Origin of the sequence: Monoglobus pectinilyticus (assembly GCF_002874775.1) — a bacterium.
Taxonomy (GTDB): domain Bacteria; phylum Bacillota; class Clostridia; order Monoglobales; family Monoglobaceae; genus Monoglobus; species Monoglobus pectinilyticus.
On the sequence record NZ_CP020991.1, the window covers coordinates 630,903 to 649,222 of the forward strand.

Genomic DNA, 18,320 nt, shown 5'->3' on the forward strand with positions numbered 1-18,320 from the left:
TCGGATAGGTCGGGCGGTTATTCGGGCAAGTCAATCTTGCCGACAAAGCTGTAATAAATCTCAATGTCCTGCCTGCGGGTGCCGTTCTCATCATAGCTGCACTCATGCACCACAATTTTCTCGATCATTTCCCGCAAGAGAGTGGGGGTCAGTTCTTCAAAGGCAAGGTGCTTGCGGACAATGCCCATAAATTTCTCGGCGTTGACGGTAGCTGCCTGTGACTTGTCCAGTTCGGCTTGCAGGGCGGCGGCTCTCTTTTTCAGCTCCGCTTGCTCGGCTTCGTAGTCAGCCGACAGTTCCATGAAACGCTCATCGCTGATTTTGCCGTTTACATTGTCCTCATACAGCCGCTTGATAATGCGGCTGATTTCAGAAATGCGTTCCTGCGCCTGTTCAAGCTGCTTGATGGCTGCGGCGGTCTTTCGCTTGCCGCCGATCTCGTTCTGCTGGACAAGTAGTTTCACAAACCGGCTCTCATGCTTGGCTGCGTATTCGGTCACTTGCCGGAGATTTGCCAGGACACCAGCGGTCAACAGATCGGTGCGGATAAAGTGCGCCGTACAGTTGCGGGTGCGCTTCTTGTAGCTGCCGCAGATGTAGCAGTCCTGTTTGCGGTCTTTGTTCTGATACCGCTGCTGATACAGCACATGGCCGCAGTCGGCGCAGAACAAAATCCCGGAGAACAGCCCCACTTCATCGTAGCGGTTCGGGCGTTTGCGCTGTTTGCGTAACTCCTGCACCCGTTCCCATGTTTCCTTGTCGATGATCGGCTCATGGTGGTTCTCGAAAATGGCCTGCTTCTCGACGGGGTTCTCTATGCTGTGCTTGACCTTATAAGAAGGCTTTTCCGTTTTGAAGTTCACCAGACATCCGGTGTACTCTCGGTTTTCGAGGATATGAACGACGGTGTTGGTCGCCCATTTGCACTCATAGCCTGGGTGATAACGGCGGGTGCTGCCTGTCCGCTGATATTCCAGCGTCCCCGGCGTGGGGATTTGCTGCTCCGTCAGCATACGGGCAATCTTGGTCGGGCCGTTCCCGGCAAGGCAAAGCTGGTAAATCTGCTGCACCACCGGGGCGGCTTCCTCGTCTATAATAAAATTCTCGTCCTCGTCCATCACATAGCCGTAAACCGGCTTGCTGGTAACAGGCTTGCCGCTCATGCCTTTTGACTTTTTCACTGCCTTGATTTTCTTGCTCGTATCTCTCACCAGCCATTCATTGAACAGATTTCGCAGCGGGGTAAAATCGTTGTCCATGCCCTCGCTGGCACTGTCCACATTATCGTTGACAGCGATAAAACGCACACCCTTTTGAGGGAACAGCATTTCCGTGTAAAACCCTACCTGCAAGTAGTTTCGCCCTAACCGGCTCATGTCCTTGACGATGACCGTACCCACTTTCCCGGCTTCAATGTCCGCAAGCATGGCTTGAAATCCGGGCCGCTGGAAGTTCGCGCCGGAAAAACCGTCGTCGGTGTACCAGCGCAGATTGGTAAAGCCGTTCTGTTTTGCGTAGGTTTCGAGTATCCTTTTTTGGTTCGATATGGAATTACTCTCGCCTTGCAATTCATCCTCGTGGGACAATCTCGGATAAAGGGCGGTAATGAGGTTTTGGGTGGCTTGTCTTAACATAAAATCCTCCGTTTCCGACAGCCAGCCCCACTATTCCGTGGTTTCATTGTACCACGGAACGGCGGGGGCTGTACAGCGGCAAAAGCGTTAAATTTGCTTCTTTACAGCTTTTCAATTTTCCGATTTTTATGGTATGGGTTGTCGTCCCATATTTGCAGTAGAAAAGTTCATAACTCCGTGGTATACTCTGATTTAACAAAAAAATCAGAAGTTAAAGGAGAAAACATGAAGTATACAATAGATGAATTAACCGCGGCCAAAAGGCAAATTGATTCAACTCTGCACAAGCTAAGAGAAACAGTAAAAACATTTGAATCAAAGGATAATTCCGAGCGTTATAAATCACAAATCACATTGGCAAAGAGAAGAATAAAAGCCTTTGAAATTGCAAATTATTTTATAGAGAATGAGATTAAGAATTGCTAAAGCACTTCCGATTTTCGTTCCAGCGGTCATGCTCCCTGGCATGGCCGCTTTTCCATGCCCCGGTTCACGCCGGATAAGTCGGCTCCTGTGTAGCAGCGGCTTCCGCTTCCAGTACCCGCGCCATTTTGTCGGCGGCTGTGGTTGTGGTGTCTTTCTTGAAATAGCCGGACACGACAAGGACGGAATTGCCCATGCGGATTTCCGTCACACAGTCAGGGCGGCGGGTGGTGCGGGTGTCGTGCTGCTTGTTATCTGCCATAGGCAATACTCCTTTCAGTCGGTAATCAGTTTCTTCATGCTCTCCATTTTCCGCTTGGCGGTTTCCTGCCGGAAGTTGTCGCCGGTAAAGCGTACCGGGACGCACATGGAAAGCAGGCGGTCATAAATCCGGGAATGGGCGGTGTCCTCCGGGTTGTGCAGGTCGTCCAGCGTAAGGTTGGTCGTGACGATCAGCGGCTTGCCGCTGCGGTAACGGCTGTCAATCACATTGAACACCTGTTCCAGCCCGTATTCCGTCCCGCGTTCCATGCCGAAGTCGTCAAGGATCAGCAGCGGATAACGACAAAGGCGGGAAATGTACTCGTTGCGCCCCTCAAAGCTGGCGGCAAGGTCATTGAGGATAAGAGCAAAGTTCGTCATGCGGACGGGGATTTCTTTCTCCATGAGGGCGTTTGCGATACAGCCTGCAAGGTAGCTTTTGCCGGTGCCTACGCCGCCCCAGAACAGGCAGCCGATATTGTCTGTCCGCATATCTTCCCAATGCTCCACATACCGGCGGGCAAGCCCGGTCTGCGGGTTCCTGCCGTTGTCGTTCTCGAAAGTCCAGTCCCGCATGGTGGGGTCGGTAAAGCCCCGGCGTTTCAGTTCTTCCACGGTGTCAAGGTGTCTGCGCCGCTTTTCGGCGGCTTCCCGTTCCTCGCGGGCGGTTCTCTGGCAGTCGCACTCTGCCGGGTGGCGGTCGCGCCCGAAGATAGCGGCCTTATCCGGCGCAAAATAGGCTTCTTTCGGCTTGCGGCACTTGCCGCAGTACAGTAAACCGTCCTCGCCGGTGTAGTCCTCCGGCTCCGGGATGGTGGTCGTCATATTCTCCAAAACCGCGTTGATTTCATTCTTCATAAACTCTCGCCCTCCTTGCATGAGTAGTCTGGTATGCCCTTTTTAGGGGCTTCCTTTTTGTCGTTCCCCGCCCATATCCGCAGGGCGGCGGCATAGTTCTGGTAGCTTTTCCCGTTGGCGGCAAGGTAGCGGCTCATTTCCTCGATGAACCGTTCCAGCCTGTCAGGGTACTCTGCCTGCAACTCGTCGTATTCGGTCTGTGACAGAAAAATATTTCCATATCGGCCATAGGGCGCGGACGGCCCCCCACTCACTCCCTTTGTTTGGCTCTCTGTAAGGTTGTTTATAGTAGTTTGGTTAGGGGACGGTTTTCCGACCATCATAAGGTCGGTTTTCTGACCATCAGTAGGACGGTTTTCCGGCTCTATGAGGGGCGGACTTCCGGCCATCAGTTGGTCTGAAAACTGTACCTGTGGCACTGGCGGTACTTTGACATAAAGCCGGTTCGGTGCGGAGAAGCCGCCCCGTTCCCGTTCCAACAGCCCCGCCGTGTCCAGTTCATTAAGCGCCCCCTTGATGGTGGTGCTGCCTTTATCCAGTATTTCTGCTATCTCCGCGATGGGATAGATAATATAAATCCTGCCCTCGTCGTCCAGCCACTTGTTTTTCTGGGAGAGGGTGGAACGGTCTAACAGCAGCGAATACAGCAGCTTGGCGGTCTGTGAAATCTCCATTTTCAGCAGGAAACGGGGATACGGCAGATAGGCGGGCAGCCGCGTGTCTGCCCTGATATAATCAGCGATAGGATCACCTCCCTGTGTTCGGGTTGATTTTGGCGTATTGTCACGCATTAAAACGCCGTTTCCGGGGGAAAAGGATAAATGTATCGCGTACCCTTTGACACCCACGAAAAAAGCCTTGATTTATGCGGGTTTGAAAGGCTCTAAAGCGTGACATCTCTGCCTTTGTTTCCGCTTTCTCTCGGCGGCTTTGATTTTCTTCATGCGCCCGGCGCAGTCGGGGCAGTATTTTCCCCGGTTGGATTTGGGGACAAAGGCCGCCCCGCAGACGGCACACCGTTTCCGGCTTCCCCGGCACAAGAGGGCTGCGGCCAGCTCCCCGTCAAGGGGCAGGACAGCCACACGGAACCAGTGGCACATGAGGGAAAAGGAAATGCTCTGGACGCACACGCAAGGCTCCCCGTCGTCCAATAGCAGGCAGTTCCCCTCATCGTAGTTACAGCACTCATGTACCAGCCGCCGCGCCCGCCGGTGCTGGCGGTAGTCCATGCGGGGCAGGTTATCGCTCATGGCTCTGCTCCTTTCTGCGGTGCGGCTCGTCCCGGCGCAAAATCTGGTCGATGTTCCGCTTGACGGTCTGCAACTCCTTGAACCGCTGTTTCTGTTCGTGATAGGTGTTATACAGGCCGTCTTTCTCGGAGATAAGCTGCTCGATCTCGGCCTGCAACGCTTTCCGGGCGGGCAGCTTGGTAATGCCATGCGCCTTGAAATACCGGGCTGCTGCGTCGGCTATGATAAAATCGCTCTCATGGGCCTGCCGGTATGCGGCGCGGGCTTTCTCGGATTTCTGTGCCCGCAGCCCGTCGCGGGCGGCCTTGGTCTGGGCGTAGGCCAACACCTGCCGCTGCAACTTCTTTTTCCCTTGCAGCTTCGTTTCCAGTGCTTTCAGTTCGCCGCTGGTCTGGCGCATTTTCTGATAGGCGGTGTCAACGGCGGCTTCTAACTGCTCCGGGGAAGTAAAGCCGTATTGCTGGTAGACGGACAGCGTTTTGGCGGCCTGCTTCAGATTGTGTATCTTCGCCCAGCGTTCATAGCCCCGGCCTTTGCCCTCGGCCATTTTCTGCTCAATGTCCACAAGCCGCTGCACTCCGTCCTGTTTCGGGGCGGCTATCTCGGCTCTGGCAACCTGCAAGCGGTCTTTTATGGTGCGTGGGGGATCGGGGGATCTGGCTGGCGCTTCGGCTGCTCTGGCGGCGTTTTGCTCTAAAACGGCAAAGACAGCGGCGCGGTCAAAATCGTCGCCCAGCTTCCGGGCGGTAATTGGCTTTGTCCTGTCCGGCGTGAGGTAGGAAAGCCGCCCCCGGCTCTCCTTGACGGTCACACCCTCCTGCAGCAACAGAGAGGAAAACTCGTCAAAGCTGGCGGCGGTGGCAAGGGCTTTCCGTAGGGTCTGCCGCAGCTTCTCCTTGTTCGTTTCAAACTTGGTCTGCCGGGGCGTGATACTATCGGCAATCATGGGGGCGTTCTGCTTGTCCAGCGCGGCCTGTCCCTTTTTCTGCGCCCAATACTCCCGGTCGGTGACGCGGTTCTTGCTGCCGTTCAAGAGGTCGATTTGATAAAGCCCCTCCCGGTGGCACATCTCCATGACTTCGGATTTGAAGTAGCGCAGGGCAGCGTCGGTACATCGGTGCTTGCAGCCGACTTTCGTATCGGCCGGCCTGTCCATGTAGGGCAGGAACGGCACTTCCTCAATCCGCAGGCTGTTTATGACGATATGCACATGAATGTTGCCGCTGTGGTTATGCCCGTCCGGGTGGGTGCAGACAAGGGCCTGGTGGCCGGGAAAATGCTCTTTACAGAATTGTTCCCCCAACGCCTGCGCCCGGTCTACGGTCAGGCCGTTGTCCGGCCCGTCCCGCGGGTCAAAGCTGATGATGTAGTGGTGGCTTTTCACATCTTCCCGCCGCTGGTTTTTCTGATAGCGGAGATTGGCCCGCATACACGCAACGGCAAAATCCTCCCCGTCGCAGTTCAGCGTGGACAGCCGGTAGTCCTCGCGGGGGATAAGCCTGCCGGTTTCATCAAGGACGGGCTTCATGGTAAACTCGTCATGCTCAAAGAGAAGATATTGCTCGGCGGCTCCGTAGTCGGCGTTTTTAGAGTTGATATGCTTGAGTGTTGCCAACCGCGTCACCTACTTTCTTGAGGACTTCATACTTGAGGACGGCAAGGTCGGATATGGCGGCGCGTACCTCGCCGGAAAGGGTGTTGTAGGGTACGCCGTATTCGTTCAGATACCGGGCAATCTGATTGAGGTTGCCGCCGATCCTGCCGTACTCGGCTGTCAGCTTCCCGACAGCGGAAAGCAACTCGTCATTGACCGACGACACATGGACAACCGGGCGTATGGTCGCCCGCCGTATCGCCTGCCGGAGAAATTCGGACTGGCTGATACCATAGGGCGCAAGCCGCGCTGTGAAGTCGGCATACTCATCTTCGGACAGCCGGGTTTTCACAACGCGGCTGCGGTGGGGCGTGTTGTATTTCTTTCGCATGGTGTGACCTCCTTTCTCGCCCGTAAGGGCGCATGAGCAGGGTTTGGGGAAGGCACTCCCCAACAAGTTTCCCGCGAGGGGCAAAACTGCAGAATTGCGGATTTTGGCACCGTGGTAGAAACTTGCTCTCCGTGACTGCAAACTTTCTCTCACTTCCGTCCGCCACTTTTTTGGAAAACTGCAACCACAAAAGTTTGTTTCTCTTTTTCTGCTACTACTAATCCTGTAAAGGGCATTCCTGCCCGCTTTCGCTAAAATGACACCGGACGCAGTGGTTTCTACCCGGTGTTGGAGAAATCCTTTCTCTTTGCCCTCTACTACGGGTAAATGCTCCAAATGCCAAACACCAGGGCAGAAAAATTCCCTCCTCGCTTACTACTACAACCGGCAGGGGGCAAAATGGCCGGGAGCGGAGCCGGACAACAAAAAAAGCAGTAAATCTTTTTCAAGACTTACTGCTTTCGCTGGCCGCGTCGGTGGCGGCTGGTATTCAGTTTTTATGACTTGTCCGGTGGTTCGTCAAGCCGGAACTTGAATTGACAGTCAATTAACCGCTGCTTTACATAGTCCTCCACCTCGGCGTTGACCTGCCCGTTCACTTTTGAGAAATAGCGGATATATCCGGCGTAGTGGAGCAGGACAGCGTTCACGGCTTCTGGGTCGCCCTCACGGGCTTTGAGGATTGTTTCATAGGGGAGAAGTCTACTCATACCGGCTCACCCCCATTTCTTCGCGTAGCCGCTGCAAGGCAAGCTGGATATGCCGCCCCGCTGTGCTGCGTGACCGGCCAATACACGCGCCGATCACGCGCTGCGGCTGGCGCAGAAAGTAATAGCGCAGGATTTCTTCCCGCGTCTGCTCCGGCAAAACAGAGATCGCGTCGGCAAGGGCGGCGTTGCAGAGCAGGACGGTCTGACCGCAGACGGTAAATGGGTATTCCTCGTCCGGCTCCGGCGCGGCAAACTGGACAAACTTCTCGTTCATCAGATAGTCAAGGGAAACTTGCCGTTCCCATTGCCGTTTAAGCTTCAAAATCTTGTCCAAGGCGGCACAGCGGATAACAGTCTTGCAAAAGGCGTTGTACCTGCGCTGGATATATTCTTGATAGGCTATCTGGTCGGTCATGGAAATTCCCCTTTCTGAATAATAGTGCGGGGCGGTGGCACTTCTTGCTGTCGCCCCTTGATTGCCTACCAGCAAAGGCGGGCGGGGCTGTCAACGACGGCGCATATGCGCCGTTCATCTTGACCGTTGACTGGCTCGGCTGGGTTTGCTATTTACCCGACAAACTTGAATTTATTTTAAGCTATCACGTTTTACCTTCTTAAGCCTTACTATCATTACCATAGGAATTTCTTTGTTGGTTTTAAAACATTCTTCATAAAATCCATCAATGACAAATCCAGCTCTAAAACAAAGGTTAAAAATATCTTGTATGGAACGATGATAATAAATCTGCTCTTTCGGTTGCCCTTCAATCGCTATATCATAGTAACTGTGCGGTGTCATATATTTTTCAGTCAACGTGACAAAACAAGGGTGTTGCGTTGCAAAGACAAAAATTCCGCTTTCCTGCAACAGTTCATAAACAGCCATAAGAAGTGGTTCAATATCCGTAATATCCATAATTGCCATATTAGAAACTGCTTTCGTAAAGGCTCGATTTCTTTTTAATTCTAATATACTTTTTCTATCGGTCGCATCCGCCACACAAAATTCAATTTGTTTTGCATATTGTGATTGCCGTCTTTTAGCCAATTCTATCATTTTTTTGCTGTAATCAAAAGCGACAACCGAAGCGCCTCTTTGTGCAAGATACGAAGAATAATTTCCATTGCCACACGCAATATCCAAAATGTAATCCGCAGGATTAGGAGATAGAAGTTCCGTTACTTTGGGACGCACTACCTCTCTGTGAAATTCATTAGATTCGTCACCCATTGCATTATCCCAAAATTGTGCGTTCTCCTCCCAGATTTTTTTACTTTCCTCTGTTCCCATGTTCTCTCCCACTCCCCAAATTTGCTTTTTTGCTTCCATTAAATCTTCCTTACTATATTCCATTGTTACCCTCCATAACTTCTGATTGTTGCCGTCTTGACGATTATGTATCTTTACATTACCTTCTGAAACATATGGCGCACCTTGTCCAGGCGGCTGTTTGGACGGCGGGGCTGGATGACCGGCTGACCGACAGCGGCCTGATATCCTTTCAGCTCTGTAAGGCATACGCTCCGCCCGTTGGTGTAAAAGGCCAGATCAGTACGGTATGCCTGTATACAGCGGGCGGGAATCTCGCCAGTAAAGACAACTTCATCCTTTTTTACCTGGGCCGTTTCGATGGTGGCACAGTATTTCGGTGCATCATGATAAGCCCTGGAAAGGTATTCCTGGGGCGCATAGAGGATGAAGGAGAGATAAGGTTCCAGCAGCTGCGTCCCCGATTCCTTCAATGCCTGTTCCAATACAATCGGGGCCAATGAGCGGAAGTCCGCCGGCGTGCTGACCGGACTGTAATAAAGCCCGTATTCAAAGCAAATCTTACAGTCCGTTACGTTCCAGCCGAACAAGCCCTGCTCCAGCCCGTAACGGATACCATCCCTGACAGCGTTTTGAAAACTCTGGTTCAAGTATCCCAGCGAAACCCGGCTCTCGTATTGTACACCGGAGCCAAGCGAGAGTGGTGTAACAGACAGTCCTATGGATGCCCAAAACGGGTTGGGCGGCACCTCGATATGGATGGTGTGGCTGGCTGCTTTGAGCGGCCGCTCCATATAAATGACGGAGGGTTCCTTTACCACTGTTTCAAGCTTGTATTTTTCCGACAGCAAAGCGGAAACAACCTCCAACTGCACCCGGCCCAAAAAAGAAAGAATGATCTCATGGGTGATGGAATCCACTTCGCAACGCAAAAGCGGGTCAGTATCCGCAAGTTGCGTAAGAGCGTCCAGCAGCCGTTCTCTTTGCGCTGCCGTTTTCGGCGCAATCGTCGTCCGCAGCATGGGGAGGGGGTCCTCGCGCCACCTTTTACGAGGGAGCCGGGTTTGGTCCCCTAATACATCGTTTAACCTCACGCTGTCGCTGGGAAGGATAACAATTTCACCCTGATAAGCGGTGTCTGTCCGAACAATTTCCCCTTTGGATGGAATACGCATCTCTGTGATTTTCAGCTTTTCTCTCCCGGCCAGGGCCACCGTATCCCGCAGGCGCAGCGTTCCGCTGTATAACCGTAGATAGACACGCCGCTGGCCGCAATCGGTGTACTCAACCTTGAAAACGCTGCCGCATAGGGCGGCGCCCCCCTGTTCCCCAATCGGTTGGAACAGCCCTGTCACCGCATCCATCAACGGTTGAATGCCAAGGCCATTTTTGGCGCTGCCATGATAGACTGGGAACAGGGAGGCGTCTTGAACCCGCTGCTGTTCCTCCCGCGCAAGTTTTTTCCGGCTGATTGGTTCTCCTGCGATATACTTTTCCAATAATTCATCGTTATTTTCGATGACCGCATCCCATGCTTCTATGTCGGTATTTTCCTCCAGGACTATTTCCGGGGACAGCGACACCGTCTGCTTGATGATAATATCGGCGGAGAGCTTATCCCGAACAGACTGAACCACGCTCTGCAAATCAACGCCAGCCTGGTCGATCTTGTTGATAAAGATAACGGTGGGAATGTTCATTTTCCGCAGGGCATGGAACAGAATACGGGTCTGGGCCTGCACGCCATCTTTAGCGGAGATCACCAAGATGGCCCCATCTAAAACAGCCAAAGAGCGGTACACCTCCGCCAAAAAATCCATGTGGCCGGGCGTATCCACAATGTTAACTTTACATCTGTGCCACTGGAAGGAAGTGACTGCCGCTTGAATGGTAATCCCACGCTGCCGCTCCAAAAACATGGTGTCCGTCCTCGTTGTCCCTTTTTCGACGCTCCCCGGTTCTGAAATGGCTCCGCTGGCATATAGCAGGCTCTCCGTCAAGGTCGTCTTTCCAGCGTCTACATGGGCAAGAATTCCAATATTGATTATTTTCATGTGATTGTCCTCCTTTTACAGCCCCAAAAGGGCATAAAAATCCCCAGCAGTAAAATACTTTTACCACTGGGGATTATAATTTGCGGACATACACATATACAGCATACACCTGTTTGTGATTGCTGTTTTTCGGATATGTCAAAATTGATAAGGCAAAAGTATTCTTAAATTGGGTACAAAAAACCAAGCCCCCACAAAAGGGACTATCATAATCCTTTGTTCCCACTATTTGATTATAGTTTTATTTAAGAATACCTTGCCGCATATTTTTTACTCCTTTTTTGGAATGATGCTATTATATCACATTAGTTTTAGGAAAGCAAGTACCTAAAAGAAATTTTTCTTCCCCTTATATGTAACAATCATACCGACTTTCTGGCGTTCAGAATGGTTTCTGCTGTCTGCTGTGGTGTTTGGTTGGAATTGTCCAGCCAAAAGCCGATCCGTGGTGTTGTCTGCATAAATGTATCGTATAAGGTTTCAACCGTAAAGCCGGAATAGCCTGTTTTCTCCCTGTATCGTTCCCTTCCTTTTATTGTTTCCACATCTGGACAAAGAACGACAACCTCAACAGGGTATTTATGCGGCACAAAAAATATGTACATGTAACTAATTCAACACATTTATAATTTGAATAGGGACATTATAGCATTTACTAAATACAAATTCAATGTATACGGAAATAAAGATATAAGGAGTGGGAAGGATTCCGCCGTAGTCGGCATTGTAGGAAAATCCAAAAGTTTAGATTTTCCCACAATGCTTATCTTTTGGTCTTTGGTTCGGAATAGTGTAGTGCTGGCGGTCTATCTCTTGTTTTCGGTTGCTTGCTTCCTTACCGTACATGAGCATTTGCGCCCGGATTGTCGTTGCCGTAACCCTCCATGAGGTTAATGGCACCCCAAATGCCAAGACCTGCGCCAAGCGCGATAACCAAAGTCTGCAATACACCAACTGCGCTGTTGAAAAATTCCATATAAACCTCGCTTTCTGCCGCTGTGCGGCTCAAAAATGTTATGGAAAATGAAAATGCCGCCGTTATTCCTCGGCGGCTGCGTCCTCGTCGGACAAATCTATTTCGTATATGTCGAAGGCTTCATCGGGCTTTACGATTGCCGGACGGGTAGACATATACCGTTCCACGTCAAAAGCGTTTTTCTTGTCGAAGTCGGAAAGGTATTTGTAGTTCGGGTGTTTTGTTATATCGTATTTGTCGCTTAAAAAGGGACGCACACCGCGTAGCTGCAAAATACATTTCCCACCGTCCATAACTGCTATTTCGTCCTGTGTCATCAACTCCTTTCCTAATTTTTGATAAGTAAGTCCATGAGAAACCTGCGTGCCGCGATTTTCGGAAGTATTGAAACTGTCGATTGTTTCCCGTCCCAAGTTATCCGAAATATCCTTTGCATTTTTCCCACGTCCTCCCAAAAACAAGGTGCTGTCGGCATTATCAAGTATGATTTCTGCCGCGTCCCTGTAAATGGCTTTTAGCTGGCTCTGCGATTGCAGAATGATAGAAGCGGACATTTCCCTACTGCGTATGGTCGCAATCAGCTTATCAAAGCGGGGTATCTGCCCGATGTTGGCAAATTCATCGAGTAAAAAACGGACATGAACAGGCAATTTGCCGTTGTATTCGTCGTCCGCTTTATCACAAAGTAAATTAAAAAGCTGTGATTGCAAAATAGCGATAACAAAATTAAAGGTGTCGTCGGTATCGCTCATTATGAGGAAAAGCGCGGTTTTCCGGTCGCCCAATGTGTCAAGTTCCAATTCATCATAGGACATGAGTTCCCGGAGTTCTTCAATATCGAAAGGAGCGAGCCTTGCCCCACAAGAAATAAGGATTGACTTTGCCGTTTTGCCCGCTGCCAATTTGTATTTTTTATATTGCTTCACCGCGAAATGGTCGGGGCTGCGTTCTTCCAAATCGGCAAAGAGCAGATCAACGGGGCTTTGGTATTCCTCGTCGTCCTCGCGTGCTTCGCTGGCATTGATAAGTTCAAGCAGCGTTGTAAAGTTCATTTCCTCGGCGGGGGCTTCATACCAAATGTAGCCGATCAACGCGCAATATAATAATCTCTCGGCTTTCACCCAAAAATCTTCCGCGCTTTTTTCTCCCTCGCCTTTGGTATTGACAATAAGGGTATTGACAACCTTTAACACGTCCTTTTCGCTGCGGATATAGACAAAGGGGTTATAGTGCATACTTTTCCGAAAGTTTATCGTGTTCAGTACCTTAATGCGGTAGCCTGCCCGTTGCAGCAGCTTTCCGCACTCGATTAGGACGGTGCCTTTTGGGTCGGTCAAGACGTAGGAAGAATGAAGCTGCATTAAATTAGGCTTTACGAAAAACCTTGTCTTGCCGCTGCCGCTGCCGCCGATCACCACGACGTTTTTATTTCTCGCATATTTCGGCTGCTTCGGGCGGCTGTTCATGGTAAGGCGTTCGGTCTGCGTCAAAATGATGTTGTTCTGAAAATCCGGGTCGATGTAGGGCTTTATATCTTCGGCGTTGCCCCAACGTGCGCTGCCGTATTCTGCGCCCTTGCGGTATTTCTTTGCGTTTTTCCCTTTGACATAGACAATCAGACGGATAACCACCGCGCCGACAATGCCGATAAGCAAATCCAACGGGTGAACGCTCGGCAAGGCATTTGAAAACGCTTCGGAAAATCCCTGTGTGATATTGAGTATCTTTTCGGAAATATCCGCGCCGGGGGCAAGCCGCACCGCCTGTCCCACCTTATCAAAGAGATAGACAAAGAACACATAGGGGATATTGGGAAGTATCAGCTTTTTGTAGTTTAACTGCTTCATATCTCGCGCCCCCTGTCCATTTTCTTTACCTTGTCGCGGGCGGCGTTAAGCTGCTTCGCCTTGTCCTTTGCAGCGGCAAGGGCTTTGCGGATAGAGGGCTTTTTATCCCGGTTCAGCTTCTTTGCGGAAAACTCTTGAAAGGCTGCGGTCATAACGTCCGCGTCCCGGCCTTTGAAAAACACAAGGTAACGGGTCTGTTCGCCCTTAACCTTTTTCAGCGAAAAATCTATGTTGTATTTCTTCGCCGTACTCTCAAAGGCTTTGATATTCGCGTCGGTGATCTCGATGTTGGAAACACCCGCGTTCTGCTTCATAAGCTGCCGCATGGTCTGTTTCCCGTGTGCGGGCTTGCTTTTCTGCTCCAAAAACTTTTGGATTGCTTTCTGCAACGCTTGTTCGGTAAGCCGCGCCGCGCCTTTCCCCACTTTGACGTATAGGGCAATCGTTTTTTGGGTTACTTCCTCCTGCAAGGTATCAACTCCTTTCCCGGTAAAGTGCGGCTATGCTCATTCGCCGCCGTATAAGTCGTGATTGACAAGGGCGGTATAGTAGCTGTCAATGGTACTCGGCGCGTTGAACAGCACCGCTTTTAGATACTGCTTGATGTTGCGCACCTTGGTTGTGTTCTCCCTCATGCAGTCCAAAATAAACTCAATATGGCTGCTGTTCAGCTTCATAAACTTGGATTTGACAAGTTCGGCTGGGTAGTCGTCCCCGGCAATACGGATTGTCTTTCGTGCTGTGCAGACGGTTTCCAGCATAAGGTCAACTATCTCGTCCAAACGGTCTTTGTCAATTTTGCAGTTTTGAATGAGATGATCGTATTCGATATTGTCCTTGATAATTTCCCTGTAAATCTCTACTGCGTTATTGCTTTTCGCTTCCGTTCTTTTCCTTTCCGGCGGCGTAGCCGCTTCGCCCTGTGCAAAGGGCAAGGGATTTAGGGAATGGAAAGGAATGGAATGGGTACTTGATAAATCAGTAATTGATTGTTCTTTACTTGATATATCTTTATTTAATTGCGTTGGATTTTCCAACGTAGGCTTTTCCTGCGTAGGTTTTTCCAACGTTGGATTATCCAATGTTGGATTTTCCAATGTAGGGTAATCCAATATAGGCGGCTGTTCGCCGCTGGTAGCTGCTTCCGGCTCTCGCGGCTGCGGCTGCTCATATATGACATAATCCGCACCCCGCAAGCGTCCTTTCTCGTCGCGCTCCCGGCTGCGCACGATATATCCGGCTTTTTCGAGTTCTTTTACCGCTTCGCGGATTGCGTCGATCTTTTCCCGGTTGATATGGGATAAGCCCGCAAGGGTATAATCCCAATCCTCCGGCAAGGACAGCATTTGCGACAACAAGCCCTTTGCCTTTAAGGTGAGTTCCTTGTTGCGCAAGTGGTGGTTGCTCATAACAGTATATCCCGTATTTCGCTCCACTCTGAAAACTGCCATATTTTCTCACTTCCTCTCTTGGTCTGCGTGGAATATTAGAAAGCCGTTTTCGGCGGTTTTGGTATTGCAATATGCCCTCTGCCGTTTTCGCGTCTGCAAAGCCGCATGGCACAAGGGCTTTTGCCCGTCTATTTGTCCATGCTGGTAGTCGTTTTCCGCGTCCTTTTGCCGTGGCAATAGGGACACTCTTTGAAAACGCAAAACTCATATTTCCATTGTGGGCGGTAGAAACGGCAAGTGCCGCAATCTTCATTACCTCTGGCACAACCGGATTGATAGCGGTCAAATCCCGGCTTCTGCTGCATGAGCAGTTCAAACGCCCGCTGCTTGCCCTCTGTGAAATACATTCCGGCTGCGCCTCCTTTCCTGCGGGCATAAAAAAACGCCACAACTTCTTTGAAGCTGCGGCGTAGTATGCAGAAAGGGACGCTATCTTTCGATAACGTCCCTTTTGCTTGGTTATTCACTTGTAACCTGTTTGCCCGCTGTCCTTAAAACGCGATGATATAAGGGTTTTTGCTTGTTTTCTTATCTCACCGCGCTTAACGGCGGGTTTTTATTATGCCTTTTGTATTACTTCTTTCTTTTGTTTTTCAATTAAGTTTTCATATATTCAGATTATTTTTGTGTAGTTATTGAAATATTATTTTCTTCGCTATAATAATATTGCTGCTATTAAATATCTATTATATTTACAATAGACCTTTATTAATCTGCATACATACTATTTAATACAAATACTTTCAAAATAAAATATATAATTTTAGTTAAGCGACTAACAAAATACGACTACAAATGTTATTAAAATCTACAATAATATAGTAATTAATTTATAATAATTTTTTATGATTATAGCCACAATTTTAAGAATTATATTATAATATAATAATAACTATATGATATTTTTAATAGACATATTTACTAATGATTTTATAGTAAATGGGGTGGTCTCACTTAATTTTGCAAGACCTTTTACATTGCTGACTGCTATATTAAAATTATGTAACGGATTTTTCATATTAGGAGAAGTATAAATTTTTAAATCATTCGTTCTAATTAATTCTGCTATACAAAAATTTAAAATATCAGAAACAGAAGCATCGTAAGTTAAAGAAGCTTCTTCTAAAAAATTATATAGATCATCCTCAATTTCATAAGTTTTGCGTATTCTTTTTTCTCTCTTAGAAAATTTGCTATTTAAAAATTTATTATTCATCTTTTTTGCTCCCCTTTTATATGACCCAATATTACAATATTTTAATAGTTAATTTATCTAGCAACTATACAACGATATTATTGCTATATAAGAATTGCTTTTATATAAGAATTACTTTTATATATTTGTCAATACAAAAAACTGTGTATAGCAAGCATCGGCAGGGTGTACGGAGTACACCACGTGAGGCGCGCAGTCCCGGATATATTTTTATACTACCTTAAAATAATTAATATACTTAGTATAAATTATATATATGACTGTGTAAACTGCGTACTAATAGACCTTTTGTCTATGTAAATGCACCCAAAATGTAATACGAATATAAAAATATTTAATTATTCTTTATTTACTTACTTTGCTGCGCCCGGCCCTGTTTCGCCCGCCGAGCCCGGGCGAGATCGGCTTCCCCTTCTGGGAAGCCGATTAAATACAATAAAAAAAGCCTGCAAATGAGCCGACCCAATTGTTAGATTTTTGGTCTAACTCTTTTGGATCACCTCAAACGCAGGCTTTTTAATATTTATTATTCAACTGTAACTGATTTTGCCAAATTTCTCGGCTTATCTATGTCTAACCCTTTCAATGATGATACATAGTACGAAAACAACTGCAGCGGCACTACTACTTCGCTAGGCATAACCAGCTCGTCGCACTTTGGAAGGTAGATGACATAATCCGCTTCTTTTTCTATTTCCGTGTGTCCCTCTTCCGCTACGGCTATTACTACCGCTCCGCGGGCTTTTACCTCTTTTATATTGCTCAGCATCTTATCAAACAAATTCTTGACTGTGCACAGCGCCACAACAACTGTGCCTTCTTCAATCAATGCGATTGTTCCGTGCTTTAACTCTCCTGCTGCATACGCCTCAGAATGGATATATGAAATCTCTTTTAATTTAAGCGACCCCTCAAGCGCCACAGCGTAATCCAAAGTTCTTCCCAGGAAGAACACGCTTTTGCTGTTAAAATACTTAGACGCTATATACTGTATCTCGCCTTTGTTTTCCAAAAGTTTAGAAATATTATCAGGAAGCTTTTCAAGAGCCTTTATATATTTTGCCAAAAGTTCAGGTGTCAGCATATCCAATTCCTGAGCCATATATATAGACATCAAATAAATCGCTGTCAGCTGAGTGCTATACGCTTTTGTGGTGGCAACAGCAATCTCAGGACCTGCCCATGTATAGAGAACGTCATCCGCCTCTCTTGCTATACAGCTTCCTACAGCGTTTACTATGGCAAATGTTCTCGCCCCTAACCGCTTTGCCTCTCGCATTGCCGCAATAGTGTCCGCCGTCTCTCCCGACTGAGATATCAAAATCACCAAAGTCTTATCATCAACAAGCGGATTGCAATATCTGAACTCTGACGCTACTATTACCTCAACAGGTATGCGAACCATGCTCTCAATCACATATTTGCCAACTACTCCAACATGGTAAGCACTGCCGCAGGCCACAATATATATCTTGTTTATATCACGGATATAATCAGCTGTTAAAGATATATCATCCAAAACAATTCTGCCGTCTTTTATTCTTGGGTTTACAGTATCAGCTATGGCACGGGGCTGTTCCATTATCTCTTTAAACATAAAGTGCTCATAACCGCCTTTTTCAGCAGCGGAAATATCCCAGTCGACAACAAAAGTTTCCTTAGAAATTTCTTCGCGGTCGGTGTTATAAATTTTTACATCGTCTTTTGTTAAGACAACAATCTCGTTGTTTTCAAGAAAATAAACGTTCTTCGTATGCTTCAGAATAGCCGGTATATCAGACGCTATAAAGTTTTCGCCCTCGCCGAGACCAACTATAAGCGGACTTTCTTTTCTGACAGCTATAAAAGAATCCGGGTCGTCGGCGCAAAGCACTCCCAGTGCATAAGAACCGTCAACCTTGCCTATAACCTTAATCATAGTGTCGATTATATCGCCGTTATAGTAATACTCAAACAGATGCGCTATAACCTCGGTATCGGTTTCCGAAATAAACTCAAAACCCTTTTTTGTAAGATACTCGCGAAGCTTCAGATAGTTCTCAATAATTCCGTTATGTACGACCGCAAATCTACCCGACTGGCTGAGATGCGGATGCGAGTTCATATCCGACGGCTCTCCATGAGTTGCCCACCTTGTATGACCAATTCCCATAATGCCTTTTATTGCATCTCCGCCGTCTATCATATTGCTGAGTTTTTCCAAACGGCCCTTCTTTTTCTTAACCACTATTCCTTCATCAGTCATTATAGCAACGCCGGCAGAATCATATCCTCTATATTCAAGCTTCGACAGCCCGTCAAGCAAAATCGGCGCCGCCTGCTTTGTTCCAACGTATCCAACTATTCCGCACATAAAATTAACCTCCAAAAAATATTGACAGCTAT

The 18,320-nt window shown here is 48.4% G+C and carries 18 protein-coding genes and 2 pseudogenes; 1 reads left to right on the forward strand and 19 read right to left on the reverse strand.

Annotated features, from left to right (window positions below):
• Positions 1–17: 17 nt before the first annotated feature.
• The gene (locus B9O19_RS02915) at positions 18–1,634 is read right to left on the reverse strand and encodes a recombinase family protein (protein ID WP_002596236.1); all 1,617 of its coding nucleotides are present in this window, start codon (positions 1,632–1,634) and stop codon (positions 18–20) included.
• Between the two features lie 225 nt (positions 1,635–1,859).
• Between B9O19_RS02915 and B9O19_RS02920 the strand changes: the two genes are divergently transcribed.
• Positions 1,860–2,060, forward strand: coding sequence for a hypothetical protein (locus B9O19_RS02920; RefSeq protein ID WP_002596235.1), 201 nt, complete (start codon positions 1,860–1,862; stop codon positions 2,058–2,060).
• 64 nt (positions 2,061–2,124) lie between these two features.
• Here B9O19_RS02920 and B9O19_RS02925 read toward each other — a convergent pair whose 3' ends face one another.
• From B9O19_RS02925 to glmS, 18 genes and pseudogenes are all read right to left on the reverse strand, one after another.
• A complete protein-coding gene (locus B9O19_RS02925; protein WP_002596234.1) occupies positions 2,125–2,319 on the reverse strand; it encodes a transposon-encoded TnpW family protein in 195 nt (64 codons plus the stop codon).
• A 14-nt stretch (positions 2,320–2,333) separates the two neighbouring features.
• On the reverse strand, positions 2,334–3,176 hold the full coding sequence (locus B9O19_RS02930) for an ATP-binding protein (RefSeq protein ID WP_002596233.1): 843 nt from the start codon (positions 3,174–3,176) through the stop codon (positions 2,334–2,336).
• The gene (locus B9O19_RS02935) at positions 3,173–3,967 is read right to left on the reverse strand and encodes a replication initiator protein A (protein ID WP_006356266.1); all 795 of its coding nucleotides are present in this window, start codon (positions 3,965–3,967) and stop codon (positions 3,173–3,175) included. Before B9O19_RS02935 ends, B9O19_RS02930 begins: the two co-directional genes overlap by 4 nt.
• Positions 3,968–4,039: 72 nt before the next feature.
• Entirely contained in the window at positions 4,040–4,426 is a 387-nt protein-coding gene (locus tag B9O19_RS02940; protein ID WP_102365025.1) for a cysteine-rich VLP domain-containing protein, read from the reverse strand.
• Positions 4,416–6,041 carry a relaxase/mobilization nuclease domain-containing protein gene (locus B9O19_RS02945; RefSeq protein WP_002596230.1) on the reverse strand — a complete coding sequence of 542 codons (1,626 nt, stop codon included), beginning with the start codon at positions 6,039–6,041 and terminating at the stop codon, positions 4,416–4,418. Before B9O19_RS02945 ends, B9O19_RS02940 begins: the two co-directional genes overlap by 11 nt.
• The gene (locus B9O19_RS02950; RefSeq protein WP_002596229.1) at positions 6,013–6,411 is read right to left on the reverse strand and encodes a plasmid mobilization protein; all 399 of its coding nucleotides are present in this window, start codon (positions 6,409–6,411) and stop codon (positions 6,013–6,015) included. The genes B9O19_RS02945 and B9O19_RS02950 overlap by 29 nt, the downstream gene beginning before the upstream one ends.
• Positions 6,412–6,908: 497 nt before the next feature.
• The gene (locus B9O19_RS02960) at positions 6,909–7,121 is read right to left on the reverse strand and encodes a helix-turn-helix domain-containing protein (protein ID WP_002586615.1); all 213 of its coding nucleotides are present in this window, start codon (positions 7,119–7,121) and stop codon (positions 6,909–6,911) included.
• A complete protein-coding gene (locus B9O19_RS02965; protein ID WP_014078529.1) occupies positions 7,114–7,536 on the reverse strand; it encodes an RNA polymerase sigma factor in 423 nt (140 codons plus the stop codon). The genes B9O19_RS02960 and B9O19_RS02965 overlap by 8 nt, the downstream gene beginning before the upstream one ends.
• A gap of 171 nt (positions 7,537–7,707) precedes the next feature.
• Complete coding sequence (locus B9O19_RS02975; protein ID WP_002586626.1) at positions 7,708–8,475, reverse strand: class I SAM-dependent methyltransferase; 768 nt, start codon at positions 8,473–8,475, stop codon at positions 7,708–7,710.
• Between the two features lie 50 nt (positions 8,476–8,525).
• The gene (gene tet(W) / locus B9O19_RS02980; protein WP_014078528.1) at positions 8,526–10,445 is read right to left on the reverse strand and encodes a tetracycline resistance ribosomal protection protein Tet(W); all 1,920 of its coding nucleotides are present in this window, start codon (positions 10,443–10,445) and stop codon (positions 8,526–8,528) included.
• A 362-nt stretch (positions 10,446–10,807) separates the two neighbouring features.
• Positions 10,808–11,029, reverse strand: a pseudogene (locus B9O19_RS12215) (phosphotransferase); the annotation flags it as partial.
• Between the two features lie 263 nt (positions 11,030–11,292).
• Positions 11,293–11,421, reverse strand: a pseudogene (locus B9O19_RS02990) (Maff2 family mobile element protein); the annotation flags it as partial.
• 62 nt (positions 11,422–11,483) lie between these two features.
• Positions 11,484–13,268 carry a VirD4-like conjugal transfer protein, CD1115 family gene (locus tag B9O19_RS02995; protein ID WP_102365026.1) on the reverse strand — a complete coding sequence of 595 codons (1,785 nt, stop codon included), beginning with the start codon at positions 13,266–13,268 and terminating at the stop codon, positions 11,484–11,486.
• Positions 13,265–13,738 (reverse strand): PcfB family protein, encoded by a 474-nt coding sequence (locus B9O19_RS03000; RefSeq protein ID WP_050618791.1) that lies wholly within the window; start codon positions 13,736–13,738, stop codon positions 13,265–13,267. Before B9O19_RS03000 ends, B9O19_RS02995 begins: the two co-directional genes overlap by 4 nt.
• A 36-nt stretch (positions 13,739–13,774) precedes the next feature.
• Positions 13,775–14,719, reverse strand: coding sequence for a DUF6017 domain-containing protein (locus tag B9O19_RS03005; protein WP_102365027.1), 945 nt, complete (start codon positions 14,717–14,719; stop codon positions 13,775–13,777).
• A 128-nt stretch (positions 14,720–14,847) separates the two neighbouring features.
• Positions 14,848–15,108 (reverse strand): hypothetical protein, encoded by a 261-nt coding sequence (locus B9O19_RS03010; RefSeq protein ID WP_243101707.1) that lies wholly within the window; start codon positions 15,106–15,108, stop codon positions 14,848–14,850.
• A 503-nt stretch (positions 15,109–15,611) separates the two neighbouring features.
• On the reverse strand, positions 15,612–15,935 hold the full coding sequence (locus tag B9O19_RS03015; RefSeq protein ID WP_102365029.1) for a hypothetical protein: 324 nt from the start codon (positions 15,933–15,935) through the stop codon (positions 15,612–15,614).
• A 526-nt stretch (positions 15,936–16,461) separates the two neighbouring features.
• The gene (glmS, locus tag B9O19_RS03020; protein WP_102365030.1) at positions 16,462–18,288 is read right to left on the reverse strand and encodes a glutamine--fructose-6-phosphate transaminase (isomerizing); all 1,827 of its coding nucleotides are present in this window, start codon (positions 18,286–18,288) and stop codon (positions 16,462–16,464) included.
• Positions 18,289–18,320 lie beyond the last annotated feature (32 nt).